Source organism: Enterococcus sp. PLH-Efm8 (assembly GCF_053011625.1).
Map to the genome: position 1 here is coordinate 131,697 of NZ_CP172568.1, position 24,503 is coordinate 156,199.

The window sequence follows — 24,503 nt, forward strand, 5'->3', positions numbered from 1 at the left end:
GTCAAAGAGAAGAGGGAAAACATGAAGATTGTATTAGCATCCCAATCACCAAGAAGAAAAGAGTTATTGGCTCATATCGTTTCAGAATTCGAGATTGAACCTGCTGATATCGATGAAACGCCATTTCCAGACGAACAGCCCGTCGATTATGTTCGTAGAATGGCTGAAGAAAAAGCACGAACTGTCTGGGAACAAGATGAAAAAGAAGACCATTTAGTGATTGCCAGTGACACGACTGTTGTTCTCAATCAAGAGATCATGGGTAAACCAGAAGATCTGGCTGAGGCTGAATTCATGCTGAAAAAACTAAGCGGGGAAACACATACTGTATATACAGCTGTTGTTTTAAAAACAAAGGAACGAGAAGAACGGATACTAGCAGAAGCACATGTCACTTTTTATCCTTTGACAGACGAAGAGATCAAACGCTACTTGGAGACGGGGGATTATGCGGATAAGGCAGGGGCATACGGCATCCAAAATGCTGCGAGTGTATTCGTCAAAGAAATTTCTGGAGATTATTACAGTATCGTAGGATTTCCGATTGGTGCTGTCAATCAGGCACTGAAAACATTCATTTAAACAAAAAAGCGGACTATCTGATTTTCGATTGAAAATCCATGATAGCCCGTTTTTTTTATTGAAAAGATTACTTATCTACTCTGACTAAGATTTTACTTCAGCTTTACCGACTGCTTCGCCCGGGCGAACAAGTCCTGATTGGTCAAGAGAAAGTCCTGCAACTTTTTCATTATTGGTCAAAGCAACAATAATGTCAGTTTTCTTGCCAGCTTGTTCTATTTCTGGCAAATCCATTTCAGCAATCAGGGTCTCTGGTGTGACAAGGTATCCTTCTTTCACGAATACATTGAAAGGAACACCCTTTAGTTCAACAGTATCTAATCCCATGTGAACAAGTACTTCCAGCCCCTCATTAGAAAGAATACCAATGGCATGTTTTGTTTCAAAGACACTCGTCACTTTACCGTTTACTGGTGCATAGACTTTGCCGTTTGACGGTTCGACAGCATAACCGTCACCCATCATTTTTTGTGAGAAAACTGGGTCATTTACTTCAGTTATTTCCTTGATGGTCCCTGCAGCGACTGCGAATAATGTTTCTTTTGTTGCAACTGCCGTACCAGTTGCTGAAACAGGTTCGAAAGACTGTGGCGTTGCTGTTGCGCCATTTGCTGTTTGAAGTTGTACATCAGCAGCATTTTCAGGAACAGCAGGATCAATCTTATTCAAAATTCCCTGACGTCTAAAGATGATCGTCAAGCCAAATGGAATGATGACAGCAATGATCATTGCGATGATGAAAGGTACCCATGTTTCTGCTTGGATAGCTAGTATTCCTGGCAAACCGCCTACTCCGATCGCGTTAGCTCGAACACCCATCAAGTTAGCAAACATGCCAGCTAATCCAGAGCCGACCATTGCAGCGACGAAAGGATAGACGTATTTCAAATTGATTCCGAACATAGCAGGTTCAGTTACGCCTAAGTAACAAGAAATCATTGCTGGAATCGAGATTTGTTCTTCTTTTTTATTCCCACGATGTAAGAAGATGATGGCTAAGACTGCAGAGCCTTGGGCGATATTTGATAAAGCAATCATCGGCCATAAATTCGTTGATCCGAAATCTGCAATCAGCTGCATATCGATGGCATTGGTCATATGGTGGAGACCAGTAATCACTAAAGGAGCATACAGGAATCCGAATACGGCACTAAACAACCAGCTGATAGAAGACGTCAATCCAGTATTTACGATATTTGAGATCCAGCTTCCGACTGTCCAGCCGATAGGACCTAAAATAACGTGTGCAGCTAAAACAGTTGGTAACAATGAAAACAATGGAACAAAAATCATCGAGATCGACTGAGGGATATATTTGCGGAAGAAGATTTCTAGATACGCTAACATAAACCCTGCCAGCATGGCTGGAATAACTTGCGCTTGATAACCAATCATCTGGACTTGAGCAAAACCAAAATCCCAAAATGGAATATCTGCTGCGGCTGTGGAAGCTACACTATAAGCATTTAATAATTGCGGAGAAACTAACGTAATTCCTAAAACGATTCCTAATATTTGTGTAGTACCCATCTTTTTTGCAATACTCCAAGTGATACCTACTGGAAGAAAATGGAAAATTGCTTCACCGGGTAACCACAAAAAGGCATTGACACCATTCCAAAACTTCGAGTGTTCAACGATTGTTCCACCAAGACTTTCAAACTGGATACCTTCAAGTACATTTCTGAATCCAAGGATCAATCCACCGACAATGATTGCAGGAATCAGTGGTGTAAAGATTTCTGCTAAAACGGCAATAGCACGTTGAACGGGATGAAGGTTTTGTTTTGCAGCTGCTTTTCCTTGTTCTTTGGAAACCCCTTCAACTCCAGATACTGCAACGAAGTCGTTATAAAAAGTAGAAACATCGTTTCCTATGATGACTTGGAACTGTCCTGCATTCGTGAACATCCCTTTTACGCTAGGTATATCTTCGATCGCTTTTTCGTCCGCTTTTCCTGGATCATTCAGGACAAAACGCATACGAGTCGCACAATGACTAACTGCAGCAATATTTTCTTTTCCGCCGATATCATGTAACAGCTTCTCGGCATCTGCTTGATATTTTGCCATATCAATAAACCCCTTTCTCTTAACTTGTCTATGCAAGTTGTTTCTTCATTTACTATACTTTTTTTCGGAGAGAATTGCAAGCGTTTTATTAAAAAGTACGAGAGAAAATGATATCGTTTTAAAAAGCTTAAAATAAGCTTTTCTTAAAAATAGGAACATTGAAATACAAAAAGAGCTGTAGTATAGTGAAGAAATGATGGAAGAACGAGTGAGGGAAAAAACATGAATAAGTTCAATGAAATTTTTTTAGATTTGGAACAGAAAATTTTAGCGAAAGAATATCCTCCGCATTCGCTTTTACCCAGTGAGAACCAATTGATCAAAATTTATGGTGTTTCACGAGAAACAATTAGAAAAGCGCTGAATCTTTTGACTACGGAAGGTTATATTCAAAAAAAACAAGGAAAAGGTTCGATCGTACTGGATCGGAATCGCTTCGACTTTCCTATTTCTGGATTGACTAGCTATAAAGAGCTACAGGAGACCCAACGTATTCCAAGTGAAACGATCATCCATACGTTAGAAGAAACAGAAGTGACAAAAGCATTGAACGAGATCACTGGCTGGGAGATCGGTGCGCCTGTTTGGCATTTGATACGCGAAAGAAAAATCAATGGCGAAGTAGTTATATTAGACACCGATTATCTATTAAAGGAAATCGTTCCTATTTTAACTCCAGCACAAGCACAAGGATCGATCTATGAATATTTTGAAAATGAGCTTTCTTTGACGATTGCTTACGCGCAAAAGGAGATCACAGTAGAAGAAGTAACGGAAATCATGAAAACAGCGATGGATCTTCACGATGACACTTATGCAGTAGTAGTCAGAAGCCTCGTTCATCTGGAAGATACCCGCTGTTTCGAGTATTCTGAGTCGGTTCACCGATTAGATAAATTCCGTTTCGTTGAGTTTGCCCGACGCCGAAAAGTGTAAATAGTTCAAAAGAAAGCAAATTGTTGGCATCTGTCCACTTTGGCGCTATGATAGGATCACAAAGGGGGCATTTTTAATGGATAAACCAATAAGACCAGAAAAAGAAGAACTGAAAGAAAAGTTATCACCCATGGCTTATGCAGTCACACAAGAAAATGCAACAGAACGACCATTTAGCGGGAAATATGATGATTTTTACGAAAAGGGGATCTATGTAGATATCGTCAGCGGTGAACCGTTATTCAGCTCTGCAGAAAAATATGATGCAGGTTGTGGCTGGCCATCATTCAGCAAACCAATAACGAAAAGACAAGTGCGCGAAAAAGCCGATTTTTCTCATGGCATGCATCGAATAGAAGTTCGAAGCAAAGAAGCAGATTCTCATCTCGGACATGTGTTTACCGATGGACCAGTAGATCAAGGTGGTCTACGTTACTGCATCAATTCTGCCTCACTGAAATTCATTCCATATGAAAAGATGGATGAATTAGGTTATGGGGAATTCAAATCACTTGTAGAATAATGGAAATACACAAAGAGCGGTACAATACGGGGATTTACTCGATCGTCCGCTCTTTTTTTATTCAAGCGATTGCTATTTGAAAGAAACGCTCCCTAGACTCCTTTTTTCACAAGGTGAAATGTGCTACAATAAAGGGAACGTATGTGTGCAAAAGAAAGAGGACTAGAATATGTATGAATATCTGACAGGTGTGGTTACCTTTATCAACCCCTATTACATAGTAGTAGAAACCAATGGTATCGGCTACCAGATCGCACTAGGAAATCCTTACCGCTACAGTAGCAAACTAAATCAAAAAATAAAAATTTATGTCCATCAGGTAATACGTGAAGATGCGCATCTTCTGTATGGATTTGATTCGCTAGAAGAAAAGCAACTGTTTTTGCGATTAGTAAGTGTTTCAGGAATCGGTCCGAAAAGTGCCCTTGCAATCATGGCAAGCGAAGACCACTCCGGTTTGATTCAAGCAGTAGAATCCAGTGATGTCACTTATTTGACGAAATTTCCAGGAGTAGGGAAAAAGACAGCACAACAAATGATCTTGGATCTAAAAGGAAAATTCGGTGAGCTGAGTATCGATACACCTTTTAGTCTATTTGATGAAGCAAACACAAAAGACGCTACAGCTCTATCTGAAGCAATGGAAGCTCTCTCGGCTCTTGGTTACAGTGATCGAGAAATCAAACGTGTAGAAAAACAATTAAAAGAAGTAGATAATCAGACAACGGATGAGTATCTACGCCAAGCACTCAAGCTAATGATGAAAAAATAAGGAGGAGACCAAATGACAGATGAATACTTGTTATCACCAGAATCTGGCGAAAATGAACTGAGTTTGGAAAAATCTCTTCGACCACAGCTGCTTTCTCAATATATCGGACAGAGAAAAGTCAAACAAGAACTTCAGATTTACATCGAAGCTGCCAGAAATCGGGAAGAACCTTTAGATCATGTTCTGTTGTACGGGCCTCCTGGATTAGGAAAAACGACGATGGCCATGGTCATTGCTAATGAGATGACCGTAAATATTCGTACGACGAGTGGCCCTGCTATCGAACGTCCGGGTGACTTAGTAGCAATCTTGAATGAACTGGAAGCAGGGGATGTCCTGTTTATCGATGAGATCCATCGATTACCTAGAGTGGTAGAAGAGATGCTTTATTCAGCTATGGAAGATTTCTATGTAGATATCATGGTAGGACAAGGGCCAACCGCACATCCGGTTCATTTCCCTCTTCCTCCCTTTACTTTGATTGGCGCGACGACACGGGCAGGTATGCTTTCTGCACCTTTACGAGATCGATTTGGCATCATTTCTCATATGGAATATTATGACGAACAGGATCTGCAGGAGATCGTTTTACGTTCTTCGGATATTTTTCAAACAGAGATCATTGAAGAAGGGGCATTGGAAATTGCTCGCCGATCACGAGGAACGCCTAGAATCGCTAATCGCTTGCTCAAACGGGTTCGTGATTTTGCGCAAGTCCAAGGAGACGGGAAAATCGATCGTCCTATAGCGGATCAGGCACTTACTTTGCTACAGGTCGATCAGGCTGGATTGGATTATGTTGACCAGAAATTGTTGCGAACAATGATCGAGTTATATGGCGGCGGACCAGTAGGGTTAAGTACGCTTTCAGTAAACATAGGAGAAGAGCGTGAGACGGTAGAAGATATGTATGAACCGTATCTGATCCAAAAAGGATTTTTAAAGCGTACACCTAGAGGGCGAATTGCTACTGCTTATGCCTATGAACATTTTGGTTACGACTATCATATATGATTTTTGCTTTTAGATTGGAGGAAAATGAATGAGTGATACAACACGTACGAAACAATTGATCAAAAACGTATTGATTGATTTGTGCCAAACGCAATCTTTTCGAAAAATCAGCGTCCAAAAAATCGCAAACGAAGCAAAAATCAATCGACAAACATTTTATTATCATTTTACAGATAAATACGATTTGCTTCGTTGGGTCTATTGTGAGGATGCATTGCATTATTTAGATCCACAATGTCTTTCACTTGATAATTGGGAAGAGCAAGCATTGAAAATGCTGAAAGCAATTGCTGAGAAGAAAGAATTTTATGCAAATACTGTGCTTTCTGACCCAGAAATTTTACAAAAAGAGTTTTCTCAACTGATCCAAAAATCATTTATCAAGATTTTTGAACAAATGGATGAAGAAAGACAACTTTCTGCAAGAGACAAACTATTTTATGCTCGTTTTTTTTCTTACGGTTGCAGTGGTGTATTAGTCAATTGGATCACGAATGAATATGAAGAAACACCGATGGAAATCGCTATGCAGCTTTTCCGTTTAGCCAAGGATACGGAATTATATTCTTATCGTCTTTATGCAAAAGAAGAGTTGGAAGAACAGTAATAGAAAAATTTTTTGTTGGAAAAGCAATAATCGCTAAAAGGAGATGGGGAAATGACAAAAATTTTATTTGTTTGTTTGGGAAATATTTGCCGTTCACCGATGGCAGAAGGCTTGCTGAGAAAACGAATAGCATTAGAAGGAAGGGAAGCAGAATTTTTTGTGGATTCTGCTGCTACAAGCACGTATGAAGTTGGAAAGACACCGCACCCTGGAACGAAAAAAATATTAAACCAAGAAAAAGTAGATATGACGAATATGGTTGCTCGGCAAATCACACCCCACGATTTTGAAACTTTTGATTGGATCATTGGCATGGATCAAGAAAATGTAGAAGAACTGAAACGAAGAGCACCACGCTCAGCGCAGGGGAAAATCCATTTGTTTTTAAGTAGCATTCCTGGAAAAGAAAAAGAAAATGTTCCCGACCCATACTATACCAATAACTTTGATGAGACATATCACTTGATCACAGAAGGCCTGAATCATTGGTGGAATATTTGGATTGATGAAAATAAAATAACAAACAATTTGTAAAGTTAACGCTTTCTTTTTAAGGCGATGTTAGAGCATTTCCTTGTTTTTTTGTAAAATGTTAGGTAAAATAAAATTAATTAAGTAACACTTTCTTAGCTAAAGGAGGAGTGCATTCGATGAACGAAGAGACAGTATCGCCAATGAAGAAGCTTACGAAGTTAGTTACTCATACTTCGTATCAACTTTTTGATTCTTTTGTAAATGACACTGAAGAACATGCTAAGAATGTACGATTGCAAGGAAAGTTTATTCTTGAGCTGCAAAAAGCTGCTACTGAACATAGTCTAGTTATCTTACAAGTAAGAGCAAATCGTTTGAGTAGCAAGTATGAAACGATCTCAGGCTGGGTGGCGACAAAAACGGTCGAAAAAGACCGAGTGATGATCCGCCTACAAAACGAAGAGCAGCAGATCCGGATGGTTCCTGTAGAACAAATTGAAAAAATAACAATCCTTTCACCAGCAGGGGAACAGGAACGGTTATCAAAATAATTTATACCAGATAGAAAAGCACGTATGAGCTTGTACCATCAATCATTACTAATCAAAAATAACCGAATGCTTTAAGCTGATATCAGTAAAACGGAACGTTTTAGGATGAGTATCACAGCATGACAGCATTGGGTTGATTAGTTGAATCGATTGGATGGTACAAGTTTTTTTGATAAAAAAAGGTCCTGCTAGCCGGGGAGCTAGCAGGATAAGGAGTTAAAAATGAAAAAGTGTTGTTAGGGTTGTTTGTTGGTATGCTTATATAATAGTCACTAGTTGTGAATATTTTGTGACGAAAGTTTTCGAAAGTTGTTAAGTTTTTTTGCGAAAACTATTTTTATATCATATATATGTCTAAAATCTATATTATAAAAGAAATGTTGTTTGATCAGCTTCTCTTCGGTATTAGTTCAAAACAAAACGGCAAAGTATATGGAGCTACTTTGCCGTTTTGTTTCTCTAATACTCAGGTCAGTTTATAGACGCTCAATAAACGGTGTTCAAAAGCCAGTTTCTCGGTATTAAGTCAAATTTATGCAAAAATGTGAGAAGCCATTTTCAAAAAATATTTCTTAATACTCGAAACTGAGCGGCTTTTTCACGACCTCTCAATAAACAGTGTTCAAGAGACAGCCTATCGGCAATAAGGCTGAACGTCTCTTTCACAACCTCTTTTATCAATCTGCTACTTCTTCTTTCTTAGCGAAACTCCAAATCAGTCCGATAACAAAACCGATAACTGCTGGTACGATCCACCCCATCCCCAATTTGAAAAACGGCAAGTAGCTTTCCGCAACATATAAAAGATTTTGAACAATAGGTGTTTGTTTGATAGTTTCTGGGCAAGCGTTCAACCCATCAAAAATCGAAGCAATCAATGTAAAATAAGTAGTCATTCGATAAACAGCCGTACGCTGCTTAAACAAAGGACCAACTAACACTAGTAAAATCAGTGTCATTGCTAATGGATAGATGAACATCAAAACAGGCAACGAAAATTGAATGATATTCGTCAAGCCTACGTTTGCCGCTAAACAAGGAAGGATACTAGCAAGTGCAACAAAGAATGCGTAATTTCTTTGCGGAAACAAATCTGTGAATGTTTCTGCAAAAGCTGTAATCAAACCAATACCGGTCTTCAAGCAAGCTAATATAACGATAAATGCTAATAAGATACTGCCATAAGTACCTAAATAATGATCAGCAATCTGAGCCAGCGTGATCCCGCCATTTTCACTTAGAGCAAAGCTACCTAAGCTCATAGCACCTAAATAAGCGAGCAAAGTATAAATGATTCCCATCAATATAATGCTGATCGCACCAGATTTGATCGTGTCTTTAGCGATTTCAGCAGGTTTTGTTACACCCATGTTTTGGATTGTTGTGACAATGATGATCCCAAATGCTAAAGCAGCAAGCGCATCTAATGTGTTATATCCTTGAGTAAACCCTGTGAAAAAAGCATGCTCTTGATAATTTGGCTGAATAGGCGCTTGATTTACAGAACCTAGTGGATTCAAAAAAGCAAGGAGAAGCAAAGCACCTAATAAAACCAAAAATGCAGGATTCAGGAACTTTCCAACATAATCTAATATCTTTGTCGGTTTTCTTGAAAACCACCAAGCCAGCACAAAAAATACAATACTGAAAATTGCTAGATATAGCGTCTGTCTGCTAGGATCGATAAATGGTGCTAAACCAATCTCGAAAGATGTGGTTGCAAGGCGAGGTAAAGCAAAAAACGGTCCGATAACTAAGTAAAGCAAGATGGTAAAAACCATCGCATATGTTTGATTTATCCGTTTTGCTAATTCATATACACCTGAGCTTTTCGATACACCAATGGCAATCACCCCTAAGAAGGGAAGACCGATACCGGTAACCAAGAAACCTAGATTCGCCCAAAAGGTAGCAGCGCCTGCTTCTTGACCCAAATGAACGGGAAAGATAAGATTTCCAGCACCAAAAAATAGACCGAAAAGCATGGAGCCTATAAAAAGATAGTCTTTAAATGATAATTTTTTTGTCATACATAACTCCTTTACGGTTTTTTTAAAAGTAACAAAATTTCGAAAAATATGCAACAATTTTCAGAAAATTTCCTATATAAAACGACGGTTATTTAATAACGTAAGTGATAAAATAAAAGCGCTGAATCATCTGAGGAGGAATCATCGTGACAAAGTCGAGATTAGAAGCATTTACTGATGGAGTGGTAGCCATTGTTTTGAGAGTTCTTGTATTAGAGATCAAGATCCCTAATACATCTAGCTTTCATTCTTTATGGGTCATCCGAAATACATTATTAGCTTATACCATCAGCTTTATATTTGTTGCGGTGATCTGGGTGAACCATCATCGTATATTTCAGATGGCAGAACGAATTAATTACCGAGTGGTCTGGTCGAATATCTTTTTGCTCTTTTGGCTGACTTTATGTCCTTCTGTTACTAGTTGGGTCGGGCGTAACCCTGAAGCTTTTTGGCCTGAGATGGCTTATGTCTTAGTATACACGATGTGGAGTTTTTCTTTTGGTATCTTGATGAGGCAAATCATGAAAGCAAATAAACCAGATTCCCATGTCGTGAGAGTTTTGTCAAAGGACCGTCGAAGTCTTATCTCCATGATGATTAACTTATGCTTGATTGCCGGTGTCTTTTTTGTACCGTTGATCGGGTTATTCGGACGTTTTTTTGTATCTGGTATTTGGATTTTTTCCTATAAAAAAGCAGATGCCTATTATCAGCGGTTGTTTCCGGGGAAATAGAAAAGAGGCTGGGACAGAAGCTTTTAACTCCAAGAAATAAGCCGAAATTTCACAAAAATTTAAGAAGCAATTTTCGTAAATTCCTTCTTATTTCTCGAAGCTGACCACTTCTGTCACAACTACTTTCTTACTTCTTACGTTCATATTTCATATGATAGATTAGTAATAGAAGCAAGAACCACACAGGTGTTAGTAATAAAGCGATTCTCGTATCTTTTCCTAGGAACAAGACGACACACACAAAGGCCATGTAAAGAAATACCAGATAATTACTAAATGGGTACAACGGCATTTTAAATGAATGAGCTTTTTTGCCGAGGATACTTTTACGATATTTCATGTGCGTGTAGACAAGCATACTCCAGATAAACAAGAAACAAGTAGTGGCAATACTGCTTACTAGTGTGAATACTTCACTAGGCATCACGTAATTCAAGATAACAGAAATGAAAATGACGATAGTAGAAAATGTCAAAGCATTCCCTGGCACATGATGTGTTGTTAACTTTTTGAATTTTTTAGGGGCACTGCCTTCTTGCGCTAAAGAACGAAGCATACGTCCTGTACTATATATTGCACTGTTGCAGGCAGAAGCTGCTGCACTTAATACGACTAAATTGATCAAGGAAGCAGCAATCGTGATCCCAATTTCCGAAAATACTTCTACAAATGGACTGTTATCTGGATTCAAGCTGTTCCATGGATAGATTGCCATAATGACAAAAAGAGATCCTAAGTAAAATAAGATGATCCTGATAGGAATATTATTGATAGCTTCCGGCAACACTTTTTCAGGATTTTCTGTTTCTCCAGCGACTAATCCAACTAATTCTATCCCAGCAAAAGCAAAGGTTACCATTTGGAAAGCTAAGATAAATCCTTTTGCACCAGTTGGAAAGAATCCGCCATGAGACCATAGATTCGTGATACTGGCTGTGCCAATATCTGTCGTATAGTGGGTGAGGATCATATAAGCTCCTACGAGGATAAAGGCAATGATCGCTACAACTTTGATCAATGCAAACCAAAACTCTAACTCACCAAACAATGAGACAGCCACCATATTCAAGCAAAGAAGAAGACCTAATGCAATCAGTTCAGGAAGCCACTGAGGAACACCAGGCGCCCAGTAGCGTACATACATTCCGATGGCTGTTAAATCGGCCATTGCAATCGATACCCAGCAGAACCAATACGTCCAGCCAGTGATGAAAGCCGCTTTTTTGCCAAGATATTCTGCAACAAAATCCAGAAAAGAATGGTTATTGGTGTTTGATAACAGAAGTTCGCCTAACGCACGCATAATGAAAAAACAGATGCATCCAGTAATAAGATAGGCGAGCAATATCGAAGGGCCAGCTAGCTGGATAGACTTTCCGGAACCTAAAAACAACCCCGTTCCAATCGCTCCGCCAATAGAAATCAGTTGGACATGTCTATTTTTCAGTCCACGCTGCAGTTCTTGCTCTTCATTCATTTTTAAATCATCCTAACTAAAAAAGTTTAATTACTTCCATATTAAAAGAGTTTTCTGAAAAACACAACTAAGATTCCAAAATTTTCAGAAATTTACCTTTTATGAGTAATTCATAAAAAAGAACTGCGGTAAACACCGCAGCTCTTTGTCCCAATCAGCTATTGATCCTAAGCATTTAAAATACGTGAAAGGAATTCTTTTGTACGTTCTTCTTTCGGATGGACAAAGATATCTTCTGGTGTACCTTCTTCTGCAATCACACCTTTATCCATAAAAATGACACGGTCAGATACATCTTTTGCAAATTCCATCTCATGCGTCACGATAAGCATTGTCAAGCCAGTATGTGCTAAGTCTTTGATCGTATTAAGCACTTCGCCAACCATTTCAGGGTCTAACGCCGAAGTAGGTTCGTCGAATAGCAATACATCTGGATTCATTGATAATGCCCGAGCAATTGCGACACGCTGTTTCTGTCCACCAGATAATTGTGCTGGTTTGGCTTCGATATAACGATCCATACCAACTTTTTCCAGATTTTCGATTGCTACTTTTTTGGCAGTTTCTTTATCTCGTTTCAGGACAGTTGTTTGACCAGACATACAGTTTTCCAAGACATTCATATTGTTGAACAGGTTGAAGGATTGGAAAACCATACCTAGATTCGTTCGATATTTAGGTAAATTATATTTAGGAGCTAATACATTTTCTCCATTATAAATGATCTCGCCGCCTGTTGGTTTTTCCAGTAAATTGATACAGCGCAAGAAAGTAGATTTACCAGAACCGGAAGAACCGATGATCGTCACAACTTCACCTTTATTGACTGTTACGCTGATATCTTTCAATACTTCATTTTCACCGAAGCTTTTTCTTAGATGTTTGATTTCAATAATTTTTTCATTCATGATTCTTCCTCCTTATTCCTGCAAATTTGAATTGTCGATTTCTTCAAGCTTGGTATAAGCTGAAGGACCATCGATTTTCTTTTCTACCGCCCGCAGGATTCTGGTGATCGTAAAGGTCATGACTAAGTAGATGATCCCGACGATCGTAAATGTTTGGAAGAATTGGAAATTCGCACCGGAAGCAGAGTTTCCTTGGAAGAACAAATCAGCTACGCCGATTACACTTAAAACTGCTGTATCTTTGATATTGATAACAAACTCATTTCCTGTTGCTGGCAAGATATTCCGTAAAACTTGTGGAATAACAACTTTTCTCATCGTTTGGCCATGGGTCATACCAATGGCTTGCGCAGCTTCGAACTGCCCTTCATCTACTGCAAAAATCCCCCCACGAACGATCTCTGTCATGTAAGCTCCAGTATTGAGAGAGACAATAAACAAAGCGGCAATCGTTCGGTTCAATGAAATGCCAAAAGCGAGTGCCAGACCGTAGAAGATGACCATTGCTTGTACCATCATCGGTGTTCCGCGGAATACTTCGACATAGATAGAAAGAAGTGCATTTCCGATTTTTTGGAAGAAGCGAGTCAGTGCATTTCCTGATTCAGGTACCGAACGGAAGACACCAATCAGTAATCCAAGTGTAGTACCGACAACTGTCCCGATCAATGCGATGAACAAGGTAAGTCCAGCACCTCGTAAGAACATATTGCCGTATTGTTTCCAAATCGTAGTGAAATCAGAAATGATGCCAGGTTTTTCTTCACTATCAGTTGCAGCAGGCTGATCTTTGACTGCTTGGTCCATAATTTTGGTTCGTTCATCGTTAGAGATGCCAGAAAGAATCTGGTTTACTTTTTGGATATCCGGGTCGCCTTTACGCATACCAACAGAAATCTGAACATCTTCCGGGTTTGTCTGGAAGCCATCTGCACCGCTGAATTCAAGCATTTCCAAGTCTTTGTTCACACTAGTTGCCGTTACACCTTCCGGACGTTCGCTGACATAACCATCGATCATTCCAGAAGCTAAAGCTGTTCTCATTGCTGAGAAATTATCCATTGCTTGTTGTTTCTGCACATCTGGTATCTGATCGATCACAGTATAGTGGAATGTATTTAACTGAGCAGTAATCTTTGCTCCAGAAAGATCTGCTAAACTTTTTGCTTTTGCATATTTGCTATCTTTTTGAACTACTACTACTAATTGTGATTCGTAATAAGGATCGGTAAAATCAATTTCTTTTCGTCGTTCAGCAGTAGGGCTCATTCCGGCGATGATCGCGTCGATCTTGCCTGATTGAAGGGCAGGAGCCAGACCATCCCATTTCGTTTGGACGATGACTAATTTTTTCCCTAAACCATCTGCTACTTTTTTAGCGATTTGAACATCATAACCGCCGGCGTAACTATTTTGGCCTTGAATTGGCAAGGCATTATTCTCATCTGTTTGTTGAGACCAGTTGAAGGGTGCATACCCAGCCTCCATACCTACGCGAAACTCATCGCTCGGTGTTTTTTCATCTGCATTTGCCAGAGATCCCACACTGAATAGTGAGAAGACAAAAGCAAATAGTACGGCAACTGAAACCATATTTTTTTTCATTTTTTTCTCCCTTTCTGATTATATGATACACGAGCGGTCTAGATGAAATGCGGTAAAGCTTTATCTGAAAAAATAAAAAGCGACCGATTTATAGATATAAAAAGGCCGCTAAAATTCCATAAGGTGATAAACCTCTCACAAAACATAGCGCAACTTAGCATCACTGCTAAGACAGTCCGCAAGCTCTTAACTTGCGTCCCAACATACACTCCAAGCAAAAAAGTGCACATTTCGGCGATCCTCCCTATTCCTGCTTCTCCATGTTTGCTTCACTCCACAGGGTTAATGATTCTCGCGACCTCTACCTCATTGATTGAGGCATCTCGTATTCAGTTATTTATACAAAAAAAGTTTACGATACTCGAGAGGCTTTGTCAATCTATAACTGCTGTTTTTTGAAAAAATACTGATAAATATAGAAATCTTTACTTTTACCGAAAAAACAATCAAAATGTGAATCATCTATCCATTGCAAACGATAGTATAATTATACACAAAAATGTATGTAATACAATAAAAAAAGAACTAGAACAGAAAATTTCCTGTGTCCAGTTCCATCTCGATCATTTAAGCTGCCGCTTTCTTTGGCTCACGTCCTAGGATCGCTTGCAAAAGAACAACGACGCCATAAATGGCTAATATTAGATAAATCAAACTTGAGTATTGGGTGATTCCCCAGCCCCATGTTCGATATACGGCTAATGTAATGGCTAAAACAATTGCGGCAATCACGTTGAATAAAGCAAAAGCCCAAAGATTTCCATTTTCTTTGCGTACAAGATAAAAAACAGAGAAATAAACGCTTAACGCTAACCAGGCGATACAAGCCAGAATAACGCCCCAATAAATAAAGAATGGTAACATATCGATTCACCTCACTTTTATACAGCAGTATTGTAACACGTTTTCATTCTTTTGTCAGTGAACATTGTGATAAATTGTTCAAATGCCCATAACACTTTTTTATTCCCATTTTTCTGACTTTTCAACAATAAATTTGTTCGAGTATGGGCTATAATGGAAAGTGAGGTGACAAAACATGAAACAATTAACAGTAGACGAAGCAGCAAAAGAGATATTAGCTTATCAGCAAATTACATTTTTGACCGGTGCAGGGGTATCCACACCTTCTGGAGTGCCAGACTATCGATCTTTGTCAGGAATCTACCACGGGATGGAGCAGCCGGAATACTTGCTGAGTCATCAAGCAATGGTGAATGAACCGGATAAATTCTATCAATTTGTCAAAAAGATTTATCATCCTGAAGCAAAACCCAATATCATTCATTTGGAAATGGCACATCTAGCGAAAGAAAAAAATGTTTGGGTTGTTTCCCAAAACATCGACGGTTTGCACGCAAAGGCTAAAAGCCCGCAACTCGTCAATTTTCATGGAAGTTTGTATCAATGTCATTGTCGAAAATGTCAACAAACGGTAGACTGGAAAGAATATCTTCACAGCGACAAACATCAAGCATGCGGAGGACAAATACGCCCAGACATCGTGTTATATGGTGAAGGGTTTCAAGATGGAGTCATGGAGCAGGCGGCTTATGCCGTCAGCCAAGCAGAGCTGATCGTCATTGTTGGAACGAGTTTTCAAGTTCATCCGTTTTGTGATCTGGTACAGTTTCGCCAGCCGTCAGCCAAAATCTTAGTAATCAATCAAACGCCTGTTTATTTAGCGGAGCCTTATACGTTTATTCAAGAAGACGGAGCGGTTGTTTTCAAAAAAATACAAGAATTAGGAGCAGATTATGACTGAATTCAAAACCGAAAAAGAAAAAATGATTGCAGGCGAGCTTTATTTTGCCAATGATCCTGAGCTGGTTGCCGACCGTATGTTTGCAAGAAGTCAAAGCCAAATCATCAACCAAGCAGAATCAGCGGAACTGCGATCCCAATTGTTGAAAGAGACTTTTGGCCGTACAGGGAAAAAAATCTATATGGAGCCAGTTATCAATTTTGATTACGGATATAATATATTTGTTGGGGAGAATTTTTATGCAAATTTCAATTGTACATTTTTAGATGTCAGCACGATTGAAATCGGTGATAACTGCATGTTCGCTCCGAATGTCCAGCTTTACACGGCGACGCATCCACTACATCCAGTGAAACGTAACAGCGGTCTGGAGTACGCAAAACCCATTAAAATCGGTAATAATGTTTGGTTAGGCGGAGGAGTTATCGTCACGCCGGGTGTCACTCTAGGGGACAACGTAGTAGTCGGCGCAGGTTCGGTTGTGACCAAATCTTTTCCCGACAATGTAGTGATTGCAGGAAATCCTGCTCGTATCATCAAGACAGTAGAGGAAGAACTAACAGAAGAGTCTCTTGAAACATTACGTCATAAGATCGATATGATCGATCGAGAGTTGATTGCTTTATTAGAAAAAAGAATGGATACGGTAACTAAAATAGGACAAGTGAAAAAAGAAGAAAACCAAGCAGTTTATGATGCAAAAAGAGAGCAGCAAGTATTGGATAAAGTTGTTAGTCTGCTGAAAAATAAGGGATATAAGGAAACAATAACAGATACGTATGTTGATTTGATGAAACACTCGCGCGAATACCAAAACAAAATGAAGGAGGAATAAGTGTGATCGAAGGAGAGACACGGCGAAAACAAATCATGCAAACCTTGGCAAATACAGAAAAACCAGTGAGTGCTAGCAAGTTTGCGAAAACTTTTGGAGTCAGCCGTCAGATCATTGTAGGCGATATTGCTTTACTACGAGCTGCAGGTAAAAGTATCGTGGCAACAGCAAGAGGTTATATCCTCGAAACAGAAGAAACCAATACTGGGCACATCAGTAAAATCGCTGTCCAGCATGGAAAAGATCAAACAGAAGAAGAACTGAGACTAATCGTTGAAAATGGTGGTGAAATCATTGATGTAATTGTGGAACATCCCCTTTACGGTGAGTTAGCAGGAACTTTGCACATCAAAACGCCACAAGATATCGATTCCTTTATGAGACGTTATCAAAAAAGTAATGCTACTTTGTTATCCGAATTAACAGGCGGCATCCATCTGCATACGATCCGCTACCCAGAAAAGCATATGCTGAAAAACATCAAACAAAAACTAGCTGAAGCAGGAATCCTCTACGAAGGATAACATCGTAGCTGCTACTTTTTATCCTAGAAACTATTCTATCATCTCTGAGATAAACACCCATATGGAAGAAATAAGAAAAAATAAGAAAAGATGCGTATCCAATACACAGAATTTTTTGGAATTGCGATTTCTAGATGTCTATCTAAATTTCGATTAGTGGAGAAACATAAAAAAGGGAAGTGCAGCTTTTGAGCACTCCCCTTTTTTATAAAGCTTTCTTGTAGCATAGTATCGAAGGAACCTGCCAATTCTCTACTCGATCACCAATACGCCTTCTTTTAGTGCAAATGGATTTTGATCGTTGATGTGGTCATAGAACATCACACCGTTGATATGGTCGATTTCATGTTGAACGACGATCGATTCATAATTCTTCAAACGAATCTTGTGTTTTTCACCATTCATATCATAATAAGACACAGTGATTTTGGCATGGCGAACAACATATCCTGGTACTTCTCGATCAACAGATAAACAGCCTTCACCTTCCCCTAAACAAGCATCTTGAACAGAATGGCTCAAAATTTTAGGATTATACATAACAGTACTTAGAGAAGGTCCATCTGCCTCTGGGTCAGGACTTGGTACGTGAACAGCAATGATTCTTTTAGAAATATCTAATTGAGGAGCAGCTAAGCCAACACCGCCTCGTAAGTGTAGTTCTTCAGCTTTGATTGGATCTTGGCTGTTTTTTAAGAACTCAAGCATCTCTTTTCCTAAAGAGATATCTTCTTCGCTTAATGGAAGAGAAACTTCTTTTGCAACTTCGCGTAAGGTCGGATTTCCTTCACGAATGATATCATCCATTGTAATCATGGAATATGTACCCCTTTCTTAAAAGACTGTGTTTCAAGTCTATTTTCGCATTATAGTTTACCACAAAAATGGAAAAGTAGTAGTAAGATTGTTTGAAAACTACCTTTTCTTAATGATTAACTACTTGATTTTCAACCCGGTTTCAGGTAAAGTATAGCTGTGTGCTCTAGGCACATGACCTGCCACTTGGTTAAGCGAATCACCAACGTTTTACTCAGTCGCAGGGGAATAATCGAAAGAGGTGAAAGAAATGGCAATTTCAAAAGAACGCAAGAATGAAATCATCAACGAATACGCTCGCCATGAAGGGGATACTGGTTCTCCAGAAGTACAAATCGCTGTATTAACTGAAGAAATCAACCACTTGAATGAACATGCACGCGTGCACAAAAAAGACCATCATTCATACCGCGGCCTAATGAAAAAAGTTGGTCACCGCCGTAACTTGTTAGCTTACTTACGTAAAACTGACGTTCAACGTTACCGCGAATTGATCAAACGTTTAGGCTTGCGTCGTTAATTTTAGTCAAAAAGAGTGGGATTCACATGAATCTCACTTTTTTTACTCGTATATCAATTAAGTAAAATTCCGTGATCAAGCTAGATGGACTCCTACTAACCAAATGAAAGCTGCTCAAAAGACGGCTTTCGGCAGTTTTCATTTGTTTAGTAGCGTCTTGCTTTCACGAGAAGGAAAAGGAGAAGTTATGTCAGAAAAACAAGTATTCAAAACGACATGGGGCGGCCGTCCCTTACAAATCGAAGTCGGTCAGCTAGCAAAACAAGCAAACGGAGCCGTTTTAGTCCGTTATGGAGATACAGTAGTCTTAAGTGCAGCTGTGGCCTCTAAAGAAGCAAAAGATACAGACTTTTTCCCATTAACGATCAATTATGAAGAAAAAATGTATGCAGCAGGGAAAATCCCTGGAGGTTTCATCAAACGAGAAGGCCGTCCAAGTACGGAAGCAACATTGACTGCCCGTTTGATCGACCGTCCAATTCGCCCGATGTTTGCAGAAGGCTTCCGTAATGAAGTCCAAGTAACGAACATCGTGATGAGTGTAGAAACAGACTGCTCGCCAGCTATGGCAGCAATGCTAGGTTCTTCTTTAGCACTATCAATCTCAGATATCCCATTTGACGGCCCAATCGCAGGCGTAGAAGTTGGTCGTGTAAATGGCGAGTACGTCTTGAATCCAACAGTAGAACAAGCAGAACAAACAGATATCGAATTGACTGTTGCCGGAACGAAACAAGCCATCAATATGGTTGAAAGCGGCGCGAAAGAAGTTTCAGAAGAAGACATGCTTGGTGCATTGCTGTTTGGTTTTGACGCTATCAAAGAGTTAGTTGCTTTCCAAGAAGAAATCGTTCAAGCAGTAGGGAAAGAAAAAATGGAAGTGACTTTACTGCAAGTTGATGAAGTATTGAAAAAAGAAATCTTTGATGCTTCTTACGCTACAATGAAAGCAGCAGTAATGACTGAAGAAAAACTTGCTCGCGAAGATAATATCGAGCAGGTGAAGATCGATATCCGCGAAGCTTATGCTGAGAAATTTGCAGGTCATGAAGATGAAGATCACTTGTTGAAAGAAGTTAAACAAATCACAGAAGATCTTGAAAAAGATGTCGTACGTGAATTGATCACCATCGATAAGATCCGTCCTGACGGGCGTAAATTGGATGAAATCCGTCCATTGTCATCAGAGGTCAGCTTATTGCCACGTGTACATGGATCAGGTTTGTTCACACGAGGACAAACACAAGCTTTATCAGCTTGTACACTCGCACCTCTAGGAGAGCACCAAATCATTGATGGTTTAGGGGTGGAAGTCAGCAAACGATTCATCCACCACTACAATTTCCCTCAATTTTCTGTTGGTTCTACAGGACGTGCAGGCTCTCCAGGGCGTCGGGAAATCGGACATGGCGCATTAGGTGAACGTGCGTTAGCACAAGTAATCCCTTCAGAAGAAGAATTTCCTTATACGATCCGTTTAGTAGCAGAAGTATTGGAATCAAATGGTTCTTCTTCCCAAGCAAGTATCTGTGCTGGCACATTAGCATTGATGGATGCAGGTGTACCAATCAAAGCGCCAGTCGCCGGTATTGCGATGGGACTTGTTTCTGATGGTGAAAACTATACGATCCTAACTGATATCCAAGGGCTGGAAGATCATCTTGGCGATATGGACTTTAAAGTTGCCGGTACAAAAGATGGTATCACTGCTTTACAGATGGATATCAAGATTCAAGGAATCACAGAACAAATCCTAACTGAAGCATTAACTCAAGCAAAACAAGCACGTATGGAAATCTTAGAAGAATTGACTTCAACGATTGCTGCTCCACGTGAAGAATTAAGCCAATATGCACCAAAAATCGAAATGATCCAGATCGAACCTGCTAAAATCAAAGATGTTATCGGTAAAGGCGGCGATACGATCAACGGAATCATCGATGAAACTGGTGTGAAAATCGATATCGATCAAGATGGAAAAGTAAGTATTGCTTCAGCTGATGCAGAAATGATCAAAAAAGCTATCAAGATCATCGAAGATTTGACCAAAGAAGTCAAAGTTGGTGAAGTTTATCTAGGGAAAGTTGTCCGTATCGAAAAATTCGGTGCATTCGTCAACTTGATCAAAGGAAAAGATGGACTTGTCCATATTTCCCAATTAGCAAACGATCGTGTCAATAAAGTCGAAGATGTTGTTAAACTAGGTGATGAGATCCTTGTGAAAGTAACTGAAATCGATAAACAAGGACGCGTAAATCTGTCAAGAAAAGCAATGTTGAACGAAGATGGTTCAACGAAAAATGAAGAAAAATAATTTAATTCATAGGAATAATGTACTTGTGATCGTGAAGGTGACAGGGGGACAATAATTATTCGAAAAAAGGGGACTGTGACAAAAGCCGTGTCACAGTCCTTTTTTTTCGAATAAACGGTGTTCAAAAGCTTGCATCTGCGGTAATAAGTCCAGCCAAGTTAAAAACATTAGGAGCTGTTTTTATTTGGCTGTTCTTATTACTTGATGCAGAACAGCTTTTTTACAACCTCTCCAATAAACGATGTTCAATCAGCTGTCCCTCGATATTAGCTCAAAAAACGGCAAAATATGAGGAACTATTTTTCCGTTTGTTTCTCTAATACTCAGGTCAAACCGCTGATTTCACAACCTCTGATTCACGGTGTTCCAGAAGCAGCTTCTACGGAAATAAGCTGAACACTTTTGTTACAACTTCTTTTTTTCTGGAGTTTCTTGGCGCATATTTTTGGAGTCCTTCTGAATAAAGCGTAAAATAAAAGTGAGAAATATGGATAAAGGAGGGAAAGGAGATGCTGAATTTTTTATGGTCGTTATTTATCGGCGGTATATTAGGTTTGATAGCTGGCGCAATTTTAGGAAAGGAAGTCCCGGGAGGCGTATCTGGAAATATCATTATCGGTTTTTTAGGTAGTTGGCTCGGCGAATTTTTACTAGGACCACTGGGACCGGAACTCGGCGGTTTTTATTTGATACCAGCATTATTGGGTGCAATTTTTTGCCTTGCTCTTTATTCATTTGTGGCAAGACGTATCAGAGAACGTCCAAAGAAAGAATAATTTTATTCAAATAAGTTGACACTTCAGTGTGTTACTTGGATAATTAGAAGCAATTTAGGAAAGCGGGTGTCATGGATAAGAATATCATCTATCATTCAAGCTTACCTAAAGGATATCCATATAACAAGAAATGAGGGAAAAACGTGGCAACAACGCACAATACCAAAAAGATATCAATGACTGGCCTGCTTGTAGCGATGGGAGTCGTCTACGGAGACATCGGGACAAGTCCGCTTTACGTTATGAAATCGATTGTTGAAGATAATGGCGGATTGTCAGGAATCAATCCTGATTTTGTTATCGGATCAGTCTCATTGATTTTTTGGACATTGACTCTACTGACAACAATCAAATATGTCGTGATTGCATTGAATGCAGATAACCATGGTGAAGGTGGAATTTTCTCACTCTACACACTTGTCCGAAAAGGTGGGAAATATTTGATCATTCCTGCAATGATCGGAGGAGCTGCCTTACTAGCAGATGGGGTATTGACCCCTGCTGTGACGGTAACGACTGCGATTGAAGGCTTGCGAGGAATTCCGCAGTTTTTTGACCGGTTCGGTAATAACCAGAACGTGATCGTCATTATCACTTTAGTTATTATTTTTGTTTTATTCATGGTCCAACGCTTTGGTACAGATATTGTCGGAAAAGCATTCGGACCAATCATGTTCGCTTGGTTTACTTTTTTAGGCGTAATGGGATTAATGAACTTCAGTCAAGACTGGACAGTTATCCGTGCACTGAATCCTTATTATGCTATCCAGCTGCTTTTTAGTGCAGATAACAAATTAGGCTTGTTCATTCTTGGAAATATTTTCCTGGCTACGACAGGTGCAGAGGCGCTTTATTCCGATCTTGGACATGTCGGCAAACGAAATATTCGTCTGAGCTGGCCTTACGTCAAAATTTGTTTGGTTATCAATTATTTTGGGCAGGCTGCGTGGTTGTTGAATGTTTATCAAAACCCTGAAGCACAGCAAATCAAGAACCTGAATCCATTCTTCCAAATGATGCCTCAAAGTTGGATCGTGATCGGCGTTGCTTTTGCAACAGTCGCTGCAGTCATTGCTTCGCAAGCATTGATTACAGGTTCGTTTACGCTAGTTTCAGAAGCAATCAAGTTGAAACTGCTGCCTCGGTTAAAGATCATGTATCCTGGGAACAGTATCGGGCAAATGTATATCCCAGCAGTCAATCTGATTTTATGGATCGCCTGTTCTCTAGTGGTTGTCACATTCCGAACGTCTCATCATATGGAAGCTGCTTACGGTCTATCGATCACTGTGACGATGTTGATGACAACAGCACTGCTTTACTTTTATCTTATCCAAAATGGGCATTCTCGTTGGCTTGCATATTTAGTTACCTTTTTCTTCGGTGCGATAGAAGTCGTTTTCTTTATCTCAAGTGTTGTCAAATTCTTCCGAGGCGGTTTTGTAGCCGTTCTGATTGGTTTGATCATCTTAGTCGTGATGTTTATTTGGGAACAAGGGAACATTATTCGCGAATCGTCAACCGAGGATGTGTCTTTGAGAGATTATATCCCGCAGCTTAGAGAATTACGTGATGATACTTCTTTACCAATCTATCAGACAAATGTGGTCTTCTTGGTTCCTGATATGGCTGAAGATAAAGTTGGCCGACAGTTCATCTATTCGATTTTAGATAAACGGCCTAAAAGAGCACGAGTCTATTGGTTTGTTCATGTGGAAGTGACGGATGAGCCATATACGAAAGAATATCAAGTAGATATGATGGACACTGATTTTATTGTCCAAGTGAATCTGTTCTTAGGTTTCAGGGTCCAACAGGAAATCAACGTATATGTTCGCCAAGTCATCCATGATTTGATGAAACAAGGCCGTTTGCCAAAACAGCCACAAAGATACTCTCTGACACCAGGGCGAGAAGTTGGCGATTTCCAATTTGTCCTGATTGATGAAGTAGTTTCCAATGTGACAACTCTAGGAAAATGGCAACGTCAAATCATGCAGGCAAAACTGGCAATCAAAAAAATCGCTACCTCGCCAGAAACATGGTTTGGGCTAGAGTACAGCGAAGTAAAACATGAAACTGTTCCGCTTATCATTGGAAATACTCGGAAAACATGGTTGAAAGAGCGGTTGTGAAAGTAGCGCTTTGACCTGAACTAATGTCGAATGTCAGCTACTTGAACACCGTTTATCAGAGGTCATGAAAAAGCTGTACTGCAACAAGCAGTAAGAACGAGCAGATAAAAACAGCTTCTCATGTTTTTCATCTGTTTGGGCTTAATGCCGTAGATGCAAGCTTTTGAATACCGTTTTTATCAGAGGTCATGAAAAAGCTGTTTAGCAACAAGTAACGCAATGATTTTGAAGTGATAAGGAGATGTGGCTGAAAAATGCCGCATCTCCTTTTTTATTCCTAAATATGAATACGCATTATTTTCAATCTTTTTGTAGAAAAAGGGTACAATAGAAAAAGAGAAAGGCGGGAGAATATGGTTATCAATTTCATTATTTTATTTTTGATGATTGCAATTACTTCATTTTTTGTAGCAAGTGAATTTGCTTTAGTGAAAATCAGACGATCAAGATTGGAACAACTAGAAAAGGAAAATGTAAAGAACGCCAAGCTAGCTCTTCATGTTACACACCATTTAGATAATATTATTTG

Annotated in this window: 23 protein-coding genes, 1 pseudogene and 1 riboswitch; of the genes and pseudogenes, 17 read left to right on the forward strand and 7 right to left on the reverse strand. The window is 39.5% G+C overall.

Going from position 1 to position 24,503, the window contains the following annotated elements; all coding sequences use genetic code 11:
• Positions 1-21 precede the first annotated feature (21 nt).
• Positions 22-582, forward strand: coding sequence for a Maf family protein (locus ACIFUW_RS00675; RefSeq protein ID WP_002294256.1), 561 nt, complete (start codon positions 22-24; stop codon positions 580-582).
• Positions 583-666: 84 nt separating this feature from the next.
• Here the strand turns inward: ACIFUW_RS00675 and treP are convergent, their stop codons facing one another.
• Positions 667-2,655 (reverse strand): PTS system trehalose-specific EIIBC component, encoded by a 1,989-nt coding sequence (gene treP / locus ACIFUW_RS00680; RefSeq protein ID WP_002297133.1) that lies wholly within the window; start codon positions 2,653-2,655, stop codon positions 667-669.
• Positions 2,656-2,877: 222 nt separating this feature from the next.
• Here treP and treR point away from each other — a divergent pair, with 222 nt between their 5' ends.
• From treR to ACIFUW_RS00715, 7 genes are all read left to right on the forward strand, one after another.
• Positions 2,878-3,591 (forward strand): trehalose operon repressor, encoded by a 714-nt coding sequence (treR, locus tag ACIFUW_RS00685; protein ID WP_002294254.1) that lies wholly within the window; start codon positions 2,878-2,880, stop codon positions 3,589-3,591.
• Positions 3,592-3,667: 76 nt separating this feature from the next.
• Positions 3,668-4,114, forward strand: coding sequence for a peptide-methionine (R)-S-oxide reductase MsrB (gene msrB / locus ACIFUW_RS00690; protein ID WP_002294252.1), 447 nt, complete (start codon positions 3,668-3,670; stop codon positions 4,112-4,114).
• A gap of 169 nt (positions 4,115-4,283) precedes the next feature.
• Complete coding sequence (gene ruvA, locus ACIFUW_RS00695; protein ID WP_002290528.1) at positions 4,284-4,886, forward strand: Holliday junction branch migration protein RuvA; 603 nt, start codon at positions 4,284-4,286, stop codon at positions 4,884-4,886.
• Between the two features lie 12 nt (positions 4,887-4,898).
• Positions 4,899-5,900: a Holliday junction branch migration DNA helicase RuvB gene (gene ruvB / locus ACIFUW_RS00700; RefSeq protein WP_002289812.1), complete on the forward strand. Its 1,002-nt coding sequence runs from the start codon at positions 4,899-4,901 to the stop codon at positions 5,898-5,900.
• Positions 5,901-5,928: 28 nt separating this feature from the next.
• Entirely contained in the window at positions 5,929-6,507 is a 579-nt protein-coding gene (locus ACIFUW_RS00705; protein WP_002289813.1) for a TetR/AcrR family transcriptional regulator, read from the forward strand.
• A gap of 51 nt (positions 6,508-6,558) precedes the next feature.
• A complete protein-coding gene (locus ACIFUW_RS00710; RefSeq protein WP_002289814.1) occupies positions 6,559-7,041 on the forward strand; it encodes a low molecular weight protein-tyrosine-phosphatase in 483 nt (160 codons plus the stop codon).
• 116 nt (positions 7,042-7,157) lie between these two features.
• Positions 7,158-7,532 carry a hypothetical protein gene (locus ACIFUW_RS00715; RefSeq protein ID WP_002289815.1) on the forward strand — a complete coding sequence of 125 codons (375 nt, stop codon included), beginning with the start codon at positions 7,158-7,160 and terminating at the stop codon, positions 7,530-7,532.
• Positions 7,533-8,209: 677 nt separating this feature from the next.
• Here the strand turns inward: ACIFUW_RS00715 and brnQ are convergent.
• Positions 8,210-9,562 carry a branched-chain amino acid transport system II carrier protein gene (gene brnQ, locus ACIFUW_RS00720; RefSeq protein ID WP_002294246.1) on the reverse strand — a complete coding sequence of 451 codons (1,353 nt, stop codon included), beginning with the start codon at positions 9,560-9,562 and terminating at the stop codon, positions 8,210-8,212.
• Between the two features lie 146 nt (positions 9,563-9,708).
• On the opposite strand from brnQ, the gene ACIFUW_RS00725 reads away from it, so the two are divergent.
• Entirely contained in the window at positions 9,709-10,299 is a 591-nt protein-coding gene (locus ACIFUW_RS00725; protein ID WP_002297079.1) for a TMEM175 family protein, read from the forward strand.
• Positions 10,300-10,426: 127 nt separating this feature from the next.
• Here the strand turns inward: ACIFUW_RS00725 and ACIFUW_RS00730 are convergent, their stop codons facing one another.
• From ACIFUW_RS00730 to ACIFUW_RS00745, 4 genes are all read right to left on the reverse strand, one after another.
• A complete protein-coding gene (locus ACIFUW_RS00730) occupies positions 10,427-11,776 on the reverse strand; it encodes an amino acid permease (RefSeq protein WP_002294242.1) in 1,350 nt (449 codons plus the stop codon).
• A 167-nt stretch (positions 11,777-11,943) separates the two neighbouring features.
• The gene (locus ACIFUW_RS00735) at positions 11,944-12,684 is read right to left on the reverse strand and encodes an amino acid ABC transporter ATP-binding protein (protein WP_002294240.1); all 741 of its coding nucleotides are present in this window, start codon (positions 12,682-12,684) and stop codon (positions 11,944-11,946) included.
• Between the two features lie 12 nt (positions 12,685-12,696).
• A complete protein-coding gene (locus tag ACIFUW_RS00740; protein WP_002297081.1) occupies positions 12,697-14,289 on the reverse strand; it encodes an ABC transporter permease subunit in 1,593 nt (530 codons plus the stop codon).
• A 137-nt stretch (positions 14,290-14,426) separates the two neighbouring features.
• A riboswitch (Lysine riboswitch) is annotated at positions 14,427-14,601 on the reverse strand.
• 255 nt (positions 14,602-14,856) lie between these two features.
• Positions 14,857-15,153: a hypothetical protein gene (locus ACIFUW_RS00745; protein ID WP_002293448.1), complete on the reverse strand. Its 297-nt coding sequence runs from the start codon at positions 15,151-15,153 to the stop codon at positions 14,857-14,859.
• Positions 15,154-15,328: 175 nt separating this feature from the next.
• Here ACIFUW_RS00745 and ACIFUW_RS00750 point away from each other — a divergent pair, with 175 nt between their 5' ends.
• The 3 genes from ACIFUW_RS00750 to ACIFUW_RS00760 are packed head-to-tail and all read left to right on the forward strand — an operon-like array spanning position 15,329 to position 17,413.
• On the forward strand, positions 15,329-16,054 hold the full coding sequence (locus tag ACIFUW_RS00750) for an NAD-dependent protein deacylase (protein ID WP_002294236.1): 726 nt from the start codon (positions 15,329-15,331) through the stop codon (positions 16,052-16,054).
• A complete protein-coding gene (locus ACIFUW_RS00755) occupies positions 16,047-16,889 on the forward strand; it encodes a chorismate mutase (RefSeq protein ID WP_002302825.1) in 843 nt (280 codons plus the stop codon). Before ACIFUW_RS00750 ends, ACIFUW_RS00755 begins: the two co-directional genes overlap by 8 nt.
• 2 nt (positions 16,890-16,891) lie before the next feature.
• Positions 16,892-17,413 (forward strand): transcription repressor NadR, encoded by a 522-nt coding sequence (locus ACIFUW_RS00760; protein WP_002294232.1) that lies wholly within the window; start codon positions 16,892-16,894, stop codon positions 17,411-17,413.
• 252 nt (positions 17,414-17,665) lie between these two features.
• On the opposite strand, the gene def is transcribed toward ACIFUW_RS00760, so the two are convergent.
• Positions 17,666-18,229 (reverse strand): peptide deformylase, encoded by a 564-nt coding sequence (gene def, locus ACIFUW_RS00765; RefSeq protein ID WP_002289284.1) that lies wholly within the window; start codon positions 18,227-18,229, stop codon positions 17,666-17,668.
• 250 nt (positions 18,230-18,479) lie between these two features.
• Here def and rpsO point away from each other — a divergent pair, with 250 nt between their 5' ends.
• The 5 genes and pseudogenes from rpsO to ACIFUW_RS00790 all read left to right on the forward strand — a co-directional run.
• Positions 18,480-18,749, forward strand: a complete 270-nt coding sequence (gene rpsO / locus ACIFUW_RS00770) for a 30S ribosomal protein S15 (RefSeq protein ID WP_002289282.1) — start codon at positions 18,480-18,482, stop codon at positions 18,747-18,749.
• 187 nt (positions 18,750-18,936) lie between these two features.
• Positions 18,937-21,063 carry a polyribonucleotide nucleotidyltransferase gene (gene pnp, locus ACIFUW_RS00775; RefSeq protein WP_002297086.1) on the forward strand — a complete coding sequence of 709 codons (2,127 nt, stop codon included), beginning with the start codon at positions 18,937-18,939 and terminating at the stop codon, positions 21,061-21,063.
• 509 nt (positions 21,064-21,572) lie between these two features.
• Positions 21,573-21,839, forward strand: a complete 267-nt coding sequence (locus ACIFUW_RS00780) for a GlsB/YeaQ/YmgE family stress response membrane protein (RefSeq protein WP_002289280.1) — start codon at positions 21,573-21,575, stop codon at positions 21,837-21,839.
• A 143-nt stretch (positions 21,840-21,982) separates the two neighbouring features.
• Entirely contained in the window at positions 21,983-23,974 is a 1,992-nt protein-coding gene (locus ACIFUW_RS00785) for a KUP/HAK/KT family potassium transporter (RefSeq protein ID WP_002302827.1), read from the forward strand.
• A 353-nt stretch (positions 23,975-24,327) separates the two neighbouring features.
• Positions 24,328-24,501 (forward strand): annotated as a pseudogene (locus ACIFUW_RS00790) (CNNM domain-containing protein); the annotation flags it as partial.
• Between the last annotated feature and the right edge of the window lie 2 nt (positions 24,502-24,503).